This window comes from uncultured Sphingomonas sp., assembly GCF_964243315.1.
Classification (GTDB): Bacteria; Pseudomonadota; Alphaproteobacteria; order Sphingomonadales; family Sphingomonadaceae; genus Sphingomonas.
Window position 1 is genome coordinate 25,433 of sequence record NZ_CAXTEM010000003.1, and the last position, 16,070, is coordinate 41,502.

General features: G+C 66.1%; 19 protein-coding genes. 7 read left to right on the forward strand and 12 right to left on the reverse strand.

Features of this window, described 5'->3' with window-relative positions:
* Positions 1–170 precede the first annotated feature (170 nt).
* From flgH to ACFE77_RS01735, 4 genes are read right to left on the reverse strand one after another with little or no spacing between them, the layout of a single operon-like run.
* Positions 171–917, reverse strand: coding sequence for a flagellar basal body L-ring protein FlgH (flgH, locus tag ACFE77_RS01720; protein ID WP_375419892.1), 747 nt, complete (start codon positions 915–917; stop codon positions 171–173).
* A 17-nt stretch (positions 918–934) separates the two neighbouring features.
* A complete protein-coding gene (flgA, locus tag ACFE77_RS01725) occupies positions 935–1,366 on the reverse strand; it encodes a flagellar basal body P-ring formation chaperone FlgA (protein WP_375419893.1) in 432 nt (143 codons plus the stop codon).
* Positions 1,363–2,151 (reverse strand): flagellar basal-body rod protein FlgG, encoded by a 789-nt coding sequence (gene flgG / locus ACFE77_RS01730; protein ID WP_375419894.1) that lies wholly within the window; start codon positions 2,149–2,151, stop codon positions 1,363–1,365. Before flgG ends, flgA begins: the two co-directional genes overlap by 4 nt.
* A 28-nt stretch (positions 2,152–2,179) precedes the next feature.
* Positions 2,180–2,923 (reverse strand): flagellar hook-basal body complex protein, encoded by a 744-nt coding sequence (locus tag ACFE77_RS01735; protein ID WP_375419895.1) that lies wholly within the window; start codon positions 2,921–2,923, stop codon positions 2,180–2,182.
* Between the two features lie 128 nt (positions 2,924–3,051).
* Here ACFE77_RS01735 and ACFE77_RS01740 point away from each other — a divergent pair, with 128 nt between their 5' ends.
* The 4 genes from ACFE77_RS01740 to ACFE77_RS01755 are packed head-to-tail and all read left to right on the forward strand — an operon-like array spanning position 3,052 to position 5,520.
* The gene (locus ACFE77_RS01740; protein WP_375419896.1) at positions 3,052–3,594 is read left to right on the forward strand and encodes a flagellar basal body-associated FliL family protein; all 543 of its coding nucleotides are present in this window, start codon (positions 3,052–3,054) and stop codon (positions 3,592–3,594) included.
* On the forward strand, positions 3,591–4,616 hold the full coding sequence (gene fliM, locus ACFE77_RS01745; protein WP_375419897.1) for a flagellar motor switch protein FliM: 1,026 nt from the start codon (positions 3,591–3,593) through the stop codon (positions 4,614–4,616). Before ACFE77_RS01740 ends, fliM begins: the two co-directional genes overlap by 4 nt.
* Positions 4,613–4,966 (forward strand): hypothetical protein, encoded by a 354-nt coding sequence (locus ACFE77_RS01750; RefSeq protein ID WP_375419898.1) that lies wholly within the window; start codon positions 4,613–4,615, stop codon positions 4,964–4,966. The genes fliM and ACFE77_RS01750 overlap by 4 nt, the downstream gene beginning before the upstream one ends.
* A complete protein-coding gene (locus ACFE77_RS01755) occupies positions 4,963–5,520 on the forward strand; it encodes a MotE family protein (RefSeq protein WP_375419899.1) in 558 nt (185 codons plus the stop codon). Before ACFE77_RS01750 ends, ACFE77_RS01755 begins: the two co-directional genes overlap by 4 nt.
* Before the next feature lie 154 nt (positions 5,521–5,674).
* On the opposite strand, the gene ACFE77_RS01760 is transcribed toward ACFE77_RS01755, so the two are convergent.
* From ACFE77_RS01760 to ACFE77_RS01775, 4 genes are read right to left on the reverse strand one after another with little or no spacing between them, the layout of a single operon-like run.
* The gene (locus ACFE77_RS01760) at positions 5,675–6,580 is read right to left on the reverse strand and encodes a 50S ribosomal protein L11 methyltransferase (protein ID WP_375419900.1); all 906 of its coding nucleotides are present in this window, start codon (positions 6,578–6,580) and stop codon (positions 5,675–5,677) included.
* A complete protein-coding gene (locus ACFE77_RS01765) occupies positions 6,570–7,268 on the reverse strand; it encodes an SDR family NAD(P)-dependent oxidoreductase (protein ID WP_375419901.1) in 699 nt (232 codons plus the stop codon). The genes ACFE77_RS01760 and ACFE77_RS01765 overlap by 11 nt, the downstream gene beginning before the upstream one ends.
* A gap of 40 nt (positions 7,269–7,308) precedes the next feature.
* A complete protein-coding gene (locus ACFE77_RS01770) occupies positions 7,309–8,673 on the reverse strand; it encodes a methyl-accepting chemotaxis protein (RefSeq protein ID WP_375419902.1) in 1,365 nt (454 codons plus the stop codon).
* Between the two features lie 19 nt (positions 8,674–8,692).
* Positions 8,693–10,060, reverse strand: coding sequence for a methyl-accepting chemotaxis protein (locus ACFE77_RS01775; RefSeq protein ID WP_375419903.1), 1,368 nt, complete (start codon positions 10,058–10,060; stop codon positions 8,693–8,695).
* Between the two features lie 176 nt (positions 10,061–10,236).
* Here ACFE77_RS01775 and sdhC point away from each other — a divergent pair, with 176 nt between their 5' ends.
* The 3 genes from sdhC to sdhA are packed head-to-tail and all read left to right on the forward strand — an operon-like array spanning position 10,237 to position 12,862.
* Positions 10,237–10,665, forward strand: coding sequence for a succinate dehydrogenase, cytochrome b556 subunit (gene sdhC / locus ACFE77_RS01780; protein WP_375419904.1), 429 nt, complete (start codon positions 10,237–10,239; stop codon positions 10,663–10,665).
* Positions 10,665–11,048 carry a succinate dehydrogenase, hydrophobic membrane anchor protein gene (gene sdhD / locus ACFE77_RS01785; RefSeq protein ID WP_375419905.1) on the forward strand — a complete coding sequence of 128 codons (384 nt, stop codon included), beginning with the start codon at positions 10,665–10,667 and terminating at the stop codon, positions 11,046–11,048. The genes sdhC and sdhD overlap by 1 nt, the downstream gene beginning before the upstream one ends.
* On the forward strand, positions 11,048–12,862 hold the full coding sequence (gene sdhA, locus ACFE77_RS01790) for a succinate dehydrogenase flavoprotein subunit (protein ID WP_375419906.1): 1,815 nt from the start codon (positions 11,048–11,050) through the stop codon (positions 12,860–12,862). Before sdhD ends, sdhA begins: the two co-directional genes overlap by 1 nt.
* 198 nt (positions 12,863–13,060) lie before the next feature.
* Here the strand turns inward: sdhA and ACFE77_RS01795 are convergent, their stop codons facing one another.
* The 4 genes from ACFE77_RS01795 to ACFE77_RS01810 all read right to left on the reverse strand — a co-directional run bounded on the left by ACFE77_RS01795 (position 13,061) and on the right by ACFE77_RS01810 (position 16,021).
* Positions 13,061–13,363, reverse strand: coding sequence for a hypothetical protein (locus tag ACFE77_RS01795; protein ID WP_375419907.1), 303 nt, complete (start codon positions 13,361–13,363; stop codon positions 13,061–13,063).
* 218 nt (positions 13,364–13,581) lie between these two features.
* Positions 13,582–13,917, reverse strand: a complete 336-nt coding sequence (locus ACFE77_RS01800; protein ID WP_375419908.1) for a hypothetical protein — start codon at positions 13,915–13,917, stop codon at positions 13,582–13,584.
* A 104-nt stretch (positions 13,918–14,021) separates the two neighbouring features.
* On the reverse strand, positions 14,022–15,149 hold the full coding sequence (locus ACFE77_RS01805; protein WP_375419909.1) for a hypothetical protein: 1,128 nt from the start codon (positions 15,147–15,149) through the stop codon (positions 14,022–14,024).
* A gap of 341 nt (positions 15,150–15,490) precedes the next feature.
* Positions 15,491–16,021 (reverse strand): RloB family protein, encoded by a 531-nt coding sequence (locus ACFE77_RS01810; protein ID WP_375419910.1) that lies wholly within the window; start codon positions 16,019–16,021, stop codon positions 15,491–15,493.
* Between the last annotated feature and the right edge of the window lie 49 nt (positions 16,022–16,070).

Sequence of the window (16,070 nt, forward strand, 5' to 3'; positions counted from 1 at the left end):
TCCTTCGAGAATGCGCGACCGTTCTGCGGCCGTGGGCCCATCCGGGGACCCCCCGACCCGCCGGAACATCCGGCGCGTTCCTCATTCTGGGAAGGAAAGCGTTGCGGCGGTCGCGGGTGCGAATATTTTGATGGTGAAAAAGTGGTTAGGCTTTCCGCGGCGCCGGTTCCTCAAAACGGGAACAGCGCGTCGTAGATCTGCTGGCCCCAGCGCGCCTGTTGCGCCTGAGTGAGCTGGCCGCGGCCGCCATAGCTGATCCGCGCTTCGGCGATCTGGCTGTGGCGGATGCTGTTGTCGCGGGAAATGTCCTGTGGGCGGATGATGCCGCTGACGATCAGTTCGCGCAGTTCGTAATTGACGCGGATCTCCTGCCGGCCGCGGATCGCGAGGTTGCCGTTGGGCAGCACGTCGGTGACGATCGCCGACATCGTCATATTGATCGTCTCGCTGCGGCTGATCGTCCCGCTGCCGGTATATTGCGACGCGGAGTTGGCGGCGGCGAGCTTGGCGGGATCGCCAGGCAGGAACTTCTCGACGCCGAGCAGCGCGCTCACCCCCGCACTCTCGTTGCCGCCGCGGGTGCGGGCGGTGGTGTTGCCGATATCGGCCTTGTCGGCGACGTTGATCCGAACAGTGACGATGTCGCCGGTGCGAGAGGCACGCTGGTCGCCCAGGAAGGTGCCGGCGCCGGCGCGAAACAGCGACGCGCTGGGCACGATCGCCTGCGGGGTCACTGCGCGGCGGCGCTGCACGCCACTCGCCTGGCCAATCGAGTCCTCGATCTCGGGGGAGAGCACCGCCTCGGCCGGTGCAAGCGGCGGCGCCTTGCCGACCTGCTTCAGCCGGCCCAGCGTGCCGCAGCCCGACAGCAGCACCGCACCCGCGGCGACCGTGCACCACGTCCTTGTCTTGCGCATGATCGTCTCCGATTGGTTCAGGGCGTGCCGAGCCGCACCGCGCCGCTGCCCTCGACGACCGCGTCGAAAGTGCGGTTGGTCGCGGTGGCGACGACGCGGACGAGATCGCCCATGCCGCCCGCGGTCAGCGCCCGGCCGCCGGTGGCGATCAGCAAGCCGCGCGCGCGCAGGTTGATCGCGACCGGCTCGCCGCGCCGCACCAGCCGCGGCGTGATCGTGTCGCTCGCGCGGACCACCGCGCCCGCGGGCAGCGCGCGGACCAGTTCGCGACCCGCCGCCCGCGTCGCAACGACCGCGCCGATGGCGAGGCCCGGCGCGCGGGGCGAACGTTCGAAATCCGACACCGCCAGCGTCTCGCCGCGCTCTACCGCACGCGTCAGCACGGCCACCTCGACCGTAGTCGTCGCCGGCGCGTCCGCGGCGAGTAGCAGCGCGAGCAGCGCGATCATCGCAGCTGGCTCGAGGTGGCGAGCATCTCGTCGGCGGTCTTCACCACCCGGCTGTTCATCTCGTACGCCCGCTGCGCGGTGATCAGCGAGGTGATCTCCGACACCGGATTGACGTTGGAGCTTTCGATGAAGCCCTGCATCGTCGTGCCGAAGCCGGGCTGGCCGGGGCTGGCGACGGTCGGCAGACCCGACGATCCCGACGGCATCAGCATGTTGCCGCCCAGCGCCTCCAGACCCGCCTCGTTGACGAAGGTCGCGAGCTGGAGCTGGCCGACGGTCTGCATCTCGTTCGCGCCCGCCAGCTTGACCTGGACCTCACCGGTCTTGCTGATCGCGACGTCGACCGCTTCGGGCGGCACGACGATGCCGGGCTCGATCGGATAGCCGTCGGAGGTCACCAGCTCGCCCTGATCCGACAGCTGAAATGCGCCGTCGCGGGTATAGCCGATCTCGCCGCTCGGCATCGTCACCTGGAAATAGCCACGGCCCTCGATCGACAGATCGTAGCGGTTGCCGGTCTGGCTAGCCGATCCCTGTTCGATGATCCGGTAGATCCCGCCGGTCTTGACGCCCGACCCGATCTGGATCCCCGCGGGCACCTTGTTGCCGCCGTCGCCCGCCGCAGCCGAGCCGGGCCGGATCTCCTGCTGGTAGAGCAGGTCCTGGAACGCCGCGCGCTGCCGCTTGAACGCGGTCGTGTTCATGTTGGCGATGTTGTTCGAGATGACGTCGACGTTGGTCTGTTGGGCGAGCATCCCGGTGCTGGCGATGGAAAGCGAACGCATGGCGGGGCCTTTCGAATGGTGAGTGGGGTCAGCTGATGCGGCTGAGCGAGCCGATCGCGCGCTTGCGCAGTTCGTCCATGTCCTGGGCGATCCGCATCGTCGTTTGGTAGGCGCGCAGGATGTCGACCATTGCGGTGGTCTCGACGATCGGTTCGACGTTGGAGCCCTCGACCCCGCCGCTGCGCAGCCGGGTCTCGGTCGCGGCTAGTTCGCGCCCGCCGCCGCCCGCCATCATCCCGTCCCCCCGCGGCGTCAGCATGCGCTCGTCACCGAACACCGTGATCGCCAGCCGCCCGAGAATGCCTTCGCGCGTCGAGACGGTGCCGTCGCTCGCGATCGACAGCGTCGGGAGCTGTTCCACGGGGATCGCGATCGGCCGGCCGCCCTCGCCGAGCAGCTTCTGCCCGTCCGCGGCGATCAGCTCGCCGGTCTCGTTGGTCTTGACGAAGCCCGCGCGGGTATAGGCGGTGCCGCCGCCCGGCGCCTCGACCGCGAAATAGCCGGGGCCGTCGATCATCAGGTCGAGCGGGTTGCCGGTCGCCTGGAATGCGCCCGCCTTGGTGTCGTGCAGCGCGCCGTAATCGAGCACGAACGAGGTGGCCTGCGCCGCATCGACCGCGTTCTCGGCGCTGCGTTCGACATATTCGCGGAACACCGGGCGTTCGCGCTTGAACCCCGCCGTCGTCATGTTCGCCATGTTGTTCGCGGCGACGTCGAGCTGGCGGCGCAGCGCCTGTTCCCGGCTCAGCAACACATAGGAGGACACGTCCATCGGGTGCGACTTTCGAAATGTTCGTTTCTTCCGCGGCTAGGCAAAATCTGCCTGCCACCCGTCCTATAATAGTCGGGAATGCGCCGGGCCGGTCGGCTGCGGGGCGGAAACTTGAAGGAGCAGCGCACGTGGCGAGCGACGACATCGACAAGGCCGCGGACGACGAACCCGTTGCGGACGGCGAGGAGGTGCTGGTCGGCGACGGTGCCGCTGCCGCCGCCCGCCCGCGCCGCAAGAAGCTGATGATCGTCGGCGCCGCGGCGGCGCTGGTCCTGTTCGGCGGCACCGGTGCGGCGTTGCTGATGAGCGGCAGCGGCGAGGCGGAGACTGAGGTCGCGGCGCACGAGGGCGGCGAGGACGACGTGCTCAATCAGCCGGTCGACGTGCCGCCGCTGCTCGTGAACCTGCGGTCGCCCGACAATGCGCCGCATTTCCTGAAGGTGCATGTGATGCTCGTCCCCGGCCCCCGGAGCAGCGCCGAAGCGCTCAAGAACAAGGTGCCGGTGCTGCTCGACGCCTATCAACCGTTCTTGCGCGAATTGCGGCCCGAGGATCTGGCCGGCTCCGCGGCGGTGTTCCGGATCAAGGAGCAATTGCTCGTCCGCGCCCGCGAAACATTGGGCGATGGTCAGGTGAAGGACGTGCTCGTCCAGGATCTGATCCAGCAATGAGCGCCCAACTCGACGATTTCGACGACTTCGCGCTGCCGGAGCCGCCCGCGGGCGGGGACTTCCCGATGGGCGCGCTCGACCAGGCGGGGATCGATGCGCTGTTCGGCGATGTCGGCGGACCGCAAAAGCCGCGCAGCGGGCTGAAGGCGGTCATCGAATCCGACGTCATCAGCTACGAACGCCTGCCGATGCTGGAGGTGGTGTACGACCGCATGGTCCGCGCCTTCTCGACATCGATGCGCAACCTGACCTCCGACGCGATCGACGTCAGTATCGAGGAAGTCAGCTCGATCCGGTTCGGCGATTTCGTCAACCGCATCGCATTGCCCGCGATGATCGGCGTGTTCCGGGTCGAGGAATGGCGCAACTACGGGCTGATCACGGTCGAATCGGCGCTGATCTATTCGGTGGTCGACGCGCTGCTCGGCGGCCGCAAGGGCGGCGGGCCGACGGTCATCGACGGGCGTGGCTTTACCGGCATCGAGACCGGGCTGGTCGCGCGGATGCTCAACCTCGCGCTCGCCGATCTCAGCGCCGCGATGCAGCCGATCACCACCGCGACGATGGCGCTCGAACGGGTCGAGACCAGCCCGCGCTTCGCGTCGATCGCGGGGGCGACCAACATCTGCACGATCGCGACGCTGCGGATCGACATGGACGGCCGCGGCGGCTGCATTAACGTGCTGCTGCCCTATGCGACGATCGAGCCGGTCCGCTACACCCTCAGCCAGCGGTTCATGGGCGAGACGCTGGGCCCGGACAATATCTGGGGATCGCACATGGCGACCGAGATCCGCCGCACCGAAGTGTCGGTCGACGTGGTGCTCGGCGAGGCGTCGCTGACGCTGGGCGAGGTCCAGTCGCTCGCGGTCGGCGGCATCATCCCGCTCGGCAAGCGGCCCGACGAGCCGCTCGAACTCCATGTCGGCGGCATCCCGCTGGCACGCGCGCAGATCGGGCAACGCTGCAACAACATCGCCGTCCGGCTTTCCACCGACATCGACAAGGGACCGCTGTCATGAATTTCGCGACCGTCGCCGATCTCGGCACGATGATCCTGTGCGCCGCGGTGCTGGTGCAGAGCGTGCGCATGATGCGGTCGCTGAAGGCGGTGCGCGGCGGCGCGATCGTCGAGGTCGTGACGCTGCTCGATCGCTCCACCGCGGAGGCGCGGATGGTGCTGTCCGAACTGAAGACCGCGCTCGGCGATTGCGCCGGCGCGGCGAAGGCGCTGGCGGACGGGCATGCGATCGCGGACGAGCTGACGGTGATGGTCGGGATCGCCAATGCCTCGGCGGACCGGATGGCGGATGCCGCGCACGCCGCGCGGCGCCAGCATGCCGCGGACCGCGCGCAGGGGGCGGTGGCATGATCGGACGGCCATCCCTGCTGCTGCTGACCGCCGCGGCGACGGCGGTCGCCGGCATCGCCAACGCGGTCGGCGTAGCGTCGCCCGACCCGGTCGTGCCGCAGACGCGGCTTGGCGTGGCGATCGCCGACGACGTCGACGCGCGCGACAAGAGCGCGGTGCGGCGCGGCCGTTCGCTCGACCTGCGCGAACAGGCGATCCGCGCGGCGGAGGCGCGGCTGAAGGCCGATCTGGAGACCCGCGCCGCGCCGGTGGGTGCGGGGGCGCCGGGGATCGTAGCCGCGGGCGAGCCGGCAGTGCCCGATCAGTTCGACGACCTCGCCAAGATCTACCAGGCGATGAAGCCCGCCGCGGCGGCGCTGGTGCTCGAACAGCTCGATCTCGACGTCCAGATGCGCGTCGCGCAGCGGATGCGCGAACGATCGACCGCGATGATCCTTGCCGCGATGACGCCGAAGGCTGCGGCCGCGCTGACGATGGCGCTGGCCCGGCGGCAGGCGCCGCGGCCGAGTTACGTGACGCCCGTGGCGGTGAAGCCGCAGGTGGCTAAGCGGTGAGATCGGTGCGCCGTTTCGCTTACTACCACCCCGGCGGAGGCCGGGGCCCAGTAGGGAATAGAAGGTAACGGAGCACCTCCCGTCGTCACATGGACCTGCGTAACTGGGCCCCGGCCTCCGCCGGGGTGGTGCTCATAAAGTGGTGGAAGCTCTCTTACGTCACCGCGCGCAGCTGCAGGATCGTCCAGTCGCCGCGCGCCAGCCGCTCAACGCACGCGACGCCCTGCGCCTCATAGGCGGAGACCACCGCATCCGCCTGCGTGCCGAGCAGCCCGGCGAGGACCACCGTCGCCCCCGGCACCGCGATCGAGGCGATGTCGGCGGCCATGTCGATCAGCGGCCCGGCGAGGATGTTGGCGATCACCAGATCGAACGGCACGCGGGCGGCGATCGCGGCGTCGTGGACGCCGTCCGCGACCACGAGCGCGACCGCGTCGGCGGGGATCGCGTTGATCGCGGCGTTCTCGCGGGTCACTTCGATCGCGATCGGGTCGATGTCGGTCGCCATCACCGCGGCATCGCGCCAGAGTTCGCGCGCCGCGAACGCCAGCAGCCCGGTCCCGGTGCCGAGGTCGACGATGTTGGCGAACGTCCCACCCGCGCTCGCCAGCCGGTCGAGCATATCGAGGCAGCCGGCGGTGGTCTCGTGATGCCCGGTGCCGAACGCCTGGCTCGCTTCGATCCTGAACGCGCGGCCTCCCGCTGGCGCCTCAGCGGGATAGGCCGCGGTGTGGATGACGAAGCGCCCTGCGCGGACGGGTTCGAGCCCCGCCTGGCTAAGCGTCACCCAATCCTCGCCCGTCAGCCGTTCGACCACGGGCGCGAGATCGCCCGCGCTCGGCACCAGCGCGCGAACCAGCGCGATCGTCGCGGCATCGGGTTCGCGGTCGAAATAAGCGTCGAGATGCCAGCGCTCGGCATCGTCGACCACGTCCTCGGTGGTCATCAGCACCGGCATCGGATCGATGTCGACTCCATCTGCCCAGGGATCGGCGATGTCGATCGCTTCGGCCTCGGCGCGGGTGCAGGGCAGGGTCAGCTTCCAGCTGTCAGCGGACATAGCTCGCCCCGTTGACGTCGATCACCGCGCCGGTCATCGACGCCGGCGCCTCCAGCGCGAGGAAGCGCGCCGCTACCGCGACCTCCTGCGGGTCCGCGACCCGGCCGAGCGGGATGTCCGCCAGCAGCTTGTCGCCGCCGCGACTGGCGAGATAATCCTCCGCCATCCCGGTCATCGTGAAGCCCGGGCAAATCGCGAAGGCGAGGATGCCCTGTGCGGCATAGCCGCGCGCGATCGTCTTGGTCATCGCGACCATACCCGCCTTGGACGCGGCATAATGCCAGTGCGCCGGGCTGTCGCCGCGGTACGCCGCACGGCTGGCGATGTTGACGATGCGGCCGCCACAGCCTCGCGCCTGCCAGTGCAGCACCGCCAGCCGGCAAAGCTCGGCCGACGCGGTCAGGTTGATCCGCATCGTTCGTTCCCACCCCGCGAGCCACGCATCGTCATCGGCGTCGAGCGGGTTGGCTTCGAACACCCCGGCATTGTTGACGAGCACGTCGATCGCGCCGTCGGCCCGGTCGAGCGCGGCGTTCCACAGTGCAGCGGGGGCGGCGGGATCGGCGAAGTCGGCGGGGATGCCGCTGGCGGTGCCGTGGCCGATCACGGTGGCTCCGGCGGCAGCAAGCGCGTCTGCGGTGGCGGCACCGATGCCGCGGCTCGATCCGGTGAGGAGGATGTTGGTCATGCCCGCGCTTTAGCCGCAGCGGCGGGCGGACGTCACCCCGTCAGGCGACGTCGGCGGAGAAGCTCTCGGCGGCCTGCCTGAGCATCGCGAGCTGGTCGCCGACCGCGCCGAAGCCTTTGCCGAGCGCATCGATCTCCTGCGCCACGATCTGTGCGTCGCCGCGGATGAGGGCAACGTTTGACGACATCGAATCGGCCGCCAGCGCTGTCTCCTCGACGGCGGCGGTGATCGCGGTGACGGTCTGTGCCTGCGATTCCATCGCGAACCGGATCCGCTGCGCGCCCGACAGCACGTCGGCGACGGTCGATCGAATGCTGAAGTTCGTCTCCACCGCGCTGCGCGTCGCCGATTGGATCGCGGCAATCTTGGCGGCGATGTCGTCGGTGGCGCGGGCGGTCTGGTTGGCGAGGCTCTTCACCTCCTGCGCGACCACCGCGAACCCGCGGCCGGCATCGCCCGCGCGCGCTGCCTCGATCGTGGCGTTGAGCGCGAGCAGGTTGGTCTGGCCGGCGATGTCGCGGATCAGGCCGAGGATGGATTCGATCGACTTGGCATGATCGGTGAGCGCCTCGCTCATGCCCACCGCTTCGCCGGTCTGCGCCGACGCGCGCGCCGCGATGTCGGCCGCGGCACCGACCTCGGCACGGGCGTGCTCGATCGCGTGGATCAGCCCCGCTGCGGTCGCCGCGGCGGTGCGCATCGCCGCCGCCGATTGTGCCGCCGCGGCCGCCACTTCATTCGCCTTGCCGAGCACCTGGCGGGTGGATCCGGAAGCACCATCGGCCTGGATGCGGATGCTGTTGCCGAGCTGCGCGGCGCCTTCGATCGATTGTGCGATGCTGTCGCGAAAGTCGGCGGAGCGCGCCTGGCGCTCGGCCAGCGCCTGCGCGGCGTCGGCGGCGGCGAGGTAGGCGCTCATTACGTCCGATTCGACCAGCGTGATCCGCTGGATCGCGTCGCACAGCTTCAGCAGGCGCTTGGTATCGCCGGCGATGCGCTCCTCGAGTAGCGCCAGCGTGCGGCTGTGCGACATCGACAGCGCCGCCTGCAGTGTGGACAGCGGGATGCCGGCCTGCCGCGACATATCGGCATGCGCGGTCGCGATCGTCTTCCATTCCTCGCCGAACGGGTTGCGGTATTTGCAGGCGGCGTAGGCGGTGCTCTCGGTGATCCGGCGTTCCAGCCGCTTCGGGGTAAAATAGCCGCGCACGCCCTGGGTAGCGGGAAGCGACAGGTAATAGTGCCAGAAGCCTTCAGCGATCGTGCGGTAATCCTCATCGGTCAGCAGCGAGCACATGTCGCGGCAGGCATCGGCGATGCTGGCGTCCCAGTCATAGTCGCCGACATGCTGGGCGACGCTGCGGTCGGCGCCACCCCAGCCGCCTAGCGTGATCGGGTCGGCCACGGCGTGCTCCCCCGATCGCTCAAGCTGCGACCTTCGCCACGAATTCTCCGGCGCTGTTCTTCAGGCTGCTGAGGCGGCCGTCGAGCATGTCGAAGCCGCGACCGACGCCGTCGATCTCGGACGCGACGGTTTCCGTATCCTCGCGGATCGCGGCGATCGTCGAGGACATCGAATCGGCGGCGAGCGCGGTCTCGTCGACCGCCGCGGTGATCGCGGTGACGGTCTGCGCCTGCGCTTCCATCGCGTAGCGGATGCGATTGGCGCTTTCCTGCACTTCGGCGACGGTCGCCTTGATACTCGCGTTGGTGTCGACCGTGCCCTTGGTCGCCGACTGGATCGCGGCGATCTTGGCGGCGATGTCGTCGGTGGCGCGTGCGGTCTGGTTGGCGAGGCTCTTCACCTCCTGCGCGACGACGGCGAAGCCGCGGCCGGCATCGCCAGCGCGCGCTGCCTCGATCGTGGCGTTTAGAGCGAGCAGGTTGGTCTGACCGGCGATGTCGCGGATCAGGCCGAGGATCGATTCGATCGACTTGGCGTGATCGCTCAGTGCTTCGCTCATGCCGACCGCTTCGCTGGCCTGCGCGGATGCGCGGGTCGCGATATCGGCCGCGGCTTCGACCTCGGTGCGCGCGTCCTCGATCGCGCGGATCAGGCCCGCCGCAGTCTGCGCGGCTTCGCGCATCGCCACCGCCGACTGCTCCGCTGCCGCAGCCACTTCGCTCGCCTTGCCGAGCATGCCGCGCGCGACGTGCGACGCCTGATCGCTTTGCCGGCGCAGCGCGTTGCTGTCGTCCGATGCCGATTCGACGGTCAGGCCGATGCTGACGTTGAAGTCGCCCGCCAGCCGATCGCGGTCGAGCCGCTCGGTATGCGCGAGGAAGCCTGAATACAGCGCGACGGTCAGCTCGGCTTCCATGCCGAACAGCCGCATCAGCGTGTCGACGAAGCGCGTCATCCGCGGATCGTCCAGCGGCACCAGCCGCATCACCAGCTCCAGCGCCGCCCGGTCGCTCGCGCAGGTCATCGACAGCAGAGCCATCGTCTTGACCCCTGCCTTGTACCCGGCAGCGACCGCACGCTCCATCGATTCGACCCAGGCGCGGTCGGCGACCTTGCAGAAGCGGTTGCGCAGGTACAACACGCCGAGCTCGACCCGGCGGTCGCGGCTATGCTGGATCCAGTGCGCCTGGCCCGGAGTCTGGCTGAGCCATTGGCCCCAATAAGCGTCGACGATCTTGTCCGCCTGCGGCTCCAGGATCCCCCACAGCTCGCACGCGCTGGATTCCAGCGTGCCGTCGGCATCGAACGCAGCGATCCGCGCAGCGAGATCGATATGCGCGGCGATGCTGCCGGGAACGGGAAGATCGTCGTCGGTAAGAGCGGTCAAGGTGGTATGCTCCATCGGCCGGAATTCGGTGATGCGTCCTGCGTAGGCCCGAAGGGTTAACGCCGGGTTAGGCACCGCGGTATTCCGCGGCGGCCCGGCTCGCAGCTTGCATCCCTCCGTTCGCGGCCTAAATGGACAGCATCGCCCGTTCGGGCGTCGCTACCCTGAGGATACACATGGCATCCCGCACTCCGGCCCGTCCGCGCAGCCCGCATCTCTTCGCGGGCTTCATGCGCCTGAACTATCGCTGGGGGCCGCACATGCTGGTCTCGATCCTGCACCGCGCGACCGGCAGCGGCATGGCGACGGTCGGGACGCTGCTGCTGGTGTGGTGGCTGGCGTCGATCGCGGCGGGGGCGGAGGCCTATGCCGATTTCCTCGACGTGTTCACGACGAGCACGGGTAACCTCAACATCCTCGGCTGGATCCTCGGCGTCGGGCTGACGCTGTCGTTCTTCACCCATATGAGCAACGGCATCCGCCATCTGTTCATGGATGCCGGCGCCAATTTCGAGCTGCGGCGCAACCGCATGTCGGCGCTCGCCGCGATGGCGAGCGGTGTGGTGCTGACGGTCGTCTTCTGGCTCTATGTGGGATTGAACTGATGGGTAACGGCACCAGCATCGGCCGCGTCCGCGGGCTCGGCAGCGCCAAGGAAGGCACGCATCATTGGTGGCGCCAACGGCTGACCGCGGGATCGAACCTGCTGTTGATGCTCTGGTTCTTCTTCTCGATCGCGCGATTGACCGGCTACGATCACGCGACCGTCTATACCTGGCTCCGCTCGACCTGGGTCGCGGTGCCGATGATCCTGTTGATCACGTCCGTCTTCTATCACTTCCGCCTGGGGCTTCAGGTGGTGATCGAGGATTATCAGCATGATCAGGCGCGGGTGGCCGCGATGATCCTGCTGAACCTGTTCACCGTCGCGACCGCCGCGACTGCCATCTTCGCGATCCTGAAGGTCGCATTCGGAGCCCCCGCCTGATGTCCGCTTCCGTTCCCGCCGCCTACAAGATCATCGACCACACCTATGACGCCGTCGTCGTCGGCGCCGGCGGCGCCGGCCTGCGTGCCACCATGGGCATCGCCGAAAGCGGTCTGAAGACCGCCTGCATTACTAAGGTCTTCCCGACCCGCAGCCACACCGTCGCCGCGCAGGGCGGCATCGCCGCCTCGCTCGGCAACATGGGCCCGGACCACTGGACCTGGCACATGTACGACACCGTGAAGGGATCCGACTGGCTCGGCGACCAGGACGCGATCGAGTACATGGTCCGCGAGGCGCCTGCTGCGGTCTACGAGCTCGAACATGCCGGCCTGCCGTTCAGCCGTACCGACGAGGGCAAGATCTACCAGCGCCCGTTCGGCGGCATGATGCAGAATATGGGCGAGGGCCCGCCCGCGCAGCGCACCTGCGCCGCCGCGGATCGCACCGGCCACGCCATGCTTCACGCGCTGTACCAGCAGAGCCTGAAGTACAGCACCGACTTCTACGTCGAATATTTCGCGCTCGACCTGATCATGGAAAACGGCGTCTGCCGCGGCGTGATCGCGCTGTGCATGGAAGACGGTTCGATCCACCGCTTTCGCAGCCACCAGACCGTGCTCGCGACCGGTGGCTACGGCCGCTGCTATTTCTCCGCGACCTCTGCGCACACCTGCACCGGCGACGGCAACGCGATGGTGCTCCGCGCGGGCCTGCCGCTCCAGGACATGGAGTTCGTCCAGTTCCACCCGACCGGCATCTACGGCGCGGGCGTGCTGATTACCGAGGGCGCGCGCGGCGAGGGTGGCTACCTCACCAATTCCGAAGGCGAGCGCTTCATGGAACGCTATGCCCCCTCGGCGAAGGACCTGGCGTCGCGCGACGTCGTGTCGCGGTCGATGGCGATGGAGATGCGCGAAGGCCGCGGCGTCGGCAAGAACGGCGACCACATCTTCCTGCACCTCGACCATATCGACCCGAAGGTGCTGCACGAACGCCTGCCGGGCATCACCGAGACCGGCAAGATCTTCGCCGGCGTCGACCTGACCCGCCAGCCGCTGCCGGTCACGCCGACGGTGCATTACAACATGGGCGGGATCCCGACCAACTTCCACGGCGAGGTCGTCAACCTCGTCGATGGCAACCCCGACACCGTCGTCCCCGGCCTGTTCGCGGTCGGCGAGGCGGCGTGCGTGTCGGTCCACGGTGCCAACCGGCTCGGCTCGAACAGCCTGATCGATCTCGTCGTGTTCGGCCGCGCCACCGGCAAGCGGATCGCGGACATCACCAAGACCGACACGGCCCACGCCCCGCTTCCCCAGGGTTCGGAAGAGCTGGCGCTCGGGCGACTCGACAAGTTCCGTCATTCCAGCGGTGCAGCGACGACCTCGGAGATCCGGCTCGACATGCAGCGGACCATGCAGAAGCATTGCGCGGTGTTCCGCGACAACGCGCTGCTGTCCGAGGGGCAGGAGAAGATCAGCGGCATCTACAAGCGGATGGCCGACATCGGCATCCAGGATCGCAGCCTGATCTGGAACACCGACCTGATCGAGACGCTCGAGCTCGACAATCTGATCGGCCAGGCTGTGGTGACGGTGGATTCGGCGGCCAACCGCAAGGAATCACGCGGCGCGCACGTCAACGAGGATCATCCCGACCGCGACGACGCCGGCTGGATGAAGCACACCATCACCACCTTCGACGGCTGGGGCGGGCAGGGCGGCAAGACCGCGATCGCCTATCGCCCGGTCCACGAGTACACGCTCACCGACGACGTCGAGTACATCAAGCCGAAGAAGCGGGTATATTGATCGACGGCACCTGACCGGGAGCATTGCCGCGCGATCATGCTCGGCGGGTACATATCCCGGCTCGCGCGGACATGAGCGATGCGGCTGACGTCGGATCGCGTCAATCGGGCCGGCGCACGCGACGCGCCGGCCACTCCTTACGACGACGCATATGTTGAAGATCTTTGATACTTTAAGCGCTGCAGCAATGCACGAGGGTCATCTAATCTCATCGCGATCGGCCGGCGGCCCAGGACTGGCCGCTTCTGAGACGTCTTCGAACAAGCCGTAGGCGTTGGCGATATCGCGGACTCGCTCCCGAGCTTCTCCGTCATAGTCCAACGCGACTACGTCGAAGGCAGCGGCCAGTTCGCGACGGAAGCTGAGATCGAGAACTCCCATGTCGCCCGCCAATTGCTCCATAATTTGAACTGCCGCATCGGGATCGAGGTTTTCCTCATCCGTACATTCGAGAAAGACCACGAAGTGCGCGATGATGCGTGCAACCTGCTGTGCGACCATTGATTTAGAACTCCAGCTTGGATAATAGATGCGCCTAAATTTGCGTAGAGAGGTAGAATTTTAAGATTGGGCATATCGTCGTGTATGGGATTGACTGTCGCGACATACCTGCTTGTCCGTGATGTCGTAGAGGTCTGCGGCCGTCGGTCCGACCTTTCTGATCACGACGATGGATGGTGAGCCTGGCAGCGTTGGCAAGGCCATGCAGTGAAAGGCATCTACAGACGGGAACGAGGCCAAGATCGTAGCCGTTGCCATGCTGTCGGTTGCTCGTTCAAATAAGCGGATTCCTCGGCGAACGGCTCGCTGGGGGCGACATCGTCGACGGCCGCGTTTAGTTCCCGATAGTGAAGATCATCCGCGTCCCGGAGCGCCTCCAATTCGGCCAGCCTTACCGGATCATCCGCCGCGATCGTCTCCTCCAGGAAGAAGTCGGATGCCATATTGCGCACCAGCTGTTGAGACTCGCCCGTATATTCCTCGGCGATTATCGCGAAGGCGTCCACCAGTTCACGAAGGAATGGCGGGTCTATGGCCTGTAGGTTTACCCCCAAGATTTCGATCGTCTACACTGCCGCGTCGGGATCGAGAAGATCCTCATCAGCGAGATCAAGGAATAGCGAGAAGTTCGCGATCAAGCGCGCGATCTGCAGAGCTATCATGGCTTTACAATCCTGACCTTGATATTTCTGATGTTCTTCTTCTTCAATAGCTTCAAAGCTAGCAGCCTCTGCTTGTCATTGGGAACCTCCCATGTCTCGATAAGGCGGTGTTGCGCCAACACCGCTGACTGCCGAAGTGCCTGTGCTGCTGATCGCGGCTTGAGAGAGATCCCGTATTTCCGGTCAATCACAAAGTCACCGTCGACACCGTCGAACTTCACTGGTCGTTGCGAGCCGTTCGGCATGGTGCGTTTCAATGCCGGAGCCTGACCCTGCCGTGCGCCGGTGGCGGCATCATTGTACAGCGTCGATGGGCTTTCTTTCCCAAGGTTCTCTTTGACCCAATGCACCTGCGGCGGATCGAACGGGATCGGACGCGGTCTGGCCGTGCGAAGCCGTCGGAGCGCGGCGACCTTCGCAGCACCGGCGCCAGGCATTACTCCGATGGCAACGTTGCCGGCCACCAATCCAACGTTGTTGCCGATCTCGCGGGCAGTCGCGTTGGCGACGCTATCGGCCGCGCGCGCAATTTGGACACGCGCCGGCGTATCTTCAGCCGCGATCGCCGTATCGATCATGCCGGCGACGCTGTCGATCGTCTCGCGTGCGGTCGTTAACGGGTTTGTCGTCAACGCGGAGTAGATTGCTTTGCCGGTTTGCTTGCCGACTTCCACAAGGCCTTCTCCGGCACCGATGCCGAAGTCGGTCACCGCGCTGGGACGCGCGTTCAAGGCCGACTTCAGAAGCTCGTAGCGTGCTTCTATTGCGCTTCGATAAGCCGATCGATCACCGTATCGTGCGAGTTGCTTGGCCCGCCAGGCGTCGGCTTCCGCCATCGTCCTGATCGGCGGCTTGTTCGGATCTTCCCGATATTCCACCCGAGCTGCGCCGCCCCCCGACTGGCTACTCTGGCGCCCGGCCTGTCCAGCACCGGCCGCCGCTCCGGATGCCCCCTCACCGAAGAAGCGACCCGATTGGGCGAACGTGAACCGCCCGTCGTCCGGGTCGTGCCAAGGATTGTATTTGAGTTCCAGCCCGTCGGGGCCCGTGGCTTGCGGCAATCTACCTGTCCGCAGCCAATACGAGAAATCGCGTGTCCGCTTGTCGCCCGATGTCTGGATCATGTCGCCTCACCCGTCTATGCGGCGAGAACAATTGAGGAACAAATCCAACTTTGCAATAAGAGTCGCCAGCCGCATGGGCCGAACTGAACCAAATCGGACATTGTGTCCGTCCGCCACCATGTGGATGGCGAAAATGGTGCCAGAAGAGGACTCGAATATGACCGTTAACGATCTGCGATAACTATCAAAAAATGACGATGCCATCTTATGGGCCCCCAAAGTGGCCCCTGATCTGCGAGACGAGTGACGGTGAGGCCGCCATGCTAAGTCGATATTCCATAAGCCCCCGCAACCTGCGGAGAGTGTTTACACGTGCAATCGTTATCTTCGCATATCATCCGTCAAACGCAATTCTGTTTGAGCTTTCGGACAAGATGGTGAACTAACGTCATTGGGTTTGACGGATTGGCCGCTTGTAGCTTTACGGCATTATCAATCGCTATCTCAGTGTTAGGTAGCAGTTCATGGAACGCCAACGTTTTGTAGGGATTACCATAATCCGGACAATGCTTGCCGACGCGATCAATTGCATCCTTCTCGTTGCATATAGCAGCCCCGGAGAATTCATAATGAAGCAGGATCCAGACTTCAAAGCACCGATTTGAAAGACACAGTTTAATGTCATTTACGCGAGCTAATTCCTGCGCTCTTGCTACGTCGTCTGAGCTTGTATCATCAACGTCACATACACACCAAAATTCGGCATAGTCCTTAAAGCGCCTCTTCCGCTTAACGGCCGCTTCAACTGCTTTAAGTGCACTACCGCCGCTTTTGATGTAGAGACTTTCTAACGACAAACGGCTAGGCGGGATAACGAGCTTCCACCCGCGAAAATAGTCGTCTTCCGTCCGCTCCCCGTCGTAGGCGACCACTACGGTATAATCTTTAGCTGTCCTTCCGTGCGCCCTTCGCTCCCCCGCA

Excerpts from the sequence above, each read along its gene's own strand:
- flgH (WP_375419892.1), bottom strand. The coding sequence starts at position 917 with ATGCGCAAGACAAGGACGTGGTGCACGGTCGCCGCGGGTGCGGTGCTG.
- flgA (WP_375419893.1), bottom strand. The coding sequence starts at position 1,366 with ATGATCGCGCTGCTCGCGCTGCTACTCGCCGCGGACGCGCCGGCGACG.
- flgG (WP_375419894.1), bottom strand. The coding sequence starts at position 2,151 with ATGCGTTCGCTTTCCATCGCCAGCACCGGGATGCTCGCCCAACAGACC.
- ACFE77_RS01735 (WP_375419895.1), bottom strand. The coding sequence starts at position 2,923 with ATGGACGTGTCCTCCTATGTGTTGCTGAGCCGGGAACAGGCGCTGCGC.
- fliM (WP_375419897.1), top strand. The coding sequence starts at position 3,591 with ATGAGCGCCCAACTCGACGATTTCGACGACTTCGCGCTGCCGGAGCCG.
- ACFE77_RS01750 (WP_375419898.1), top strand. The coding sequence starts at position 4,613 with ATGAATTTCGCGACCGTCGCCGATCTCGGCACGATGATCCTGTGCGCC.
- ACFE77_RS01755 (WP_375419899.1), top strand. The coding sequence starts at position 4,963 with ATGATCGGACGGCCATCCCTGCTGCTGCTGACCGCCGCGGCGACGGCG.
- ACFE77_RS01760 (WP_375419900.1), bottom strand. The coding sequence starts at position 6,580 with ATGTCCGCTGACAGCTGGAAGCTGACCCTGCCCTGCACCCGCGCCGAG.
- ACFE77_RS01765 (WP_375419901.1), bottom strand. The coding sequence starts at position 7,268 with ATGACCAACATCCTCCTCACCGGATCGAGCCGCGGCATCGGTGCCGCC.
- sdhC (WP_375419904.1), top strand. The coding sequence starts at position 10,237 with ATGGCATCCCGCACTCCGGCCCGTCCGCGCAGCCCGCATCTCTTCGCG.
- sdhD (WP_375419905.1), top strand. The coding sequence starts at position 10,665 with ATGGGTAACGGCACCAGCATCGGCCGCGTCCGCGGGCTCGGCAGCGCC.
- sdhA (WP_375419906.1), top strand. The coding sequence starts at position 11,048 with ATGTCCGCTTCCGTTCCCGCCGCCTACAAGATCATCGACCACACCTAT.
- ACFE77_RS01795 (WP_375419907.1), bottom strand. The coding sequence starts at position 13,363 with ATGGTCGCACAGCAGGTTGCACGCATCATCGCGCACTTCGTGGTCTTT.
- ACFE77_RS01805 (WP_375419909.1), bottom strand. The coding sequence starts at position 15,149 with ATGATCCAGACATCGGGCGACAAGCGGACACGCGATTTCTCGTATTGG.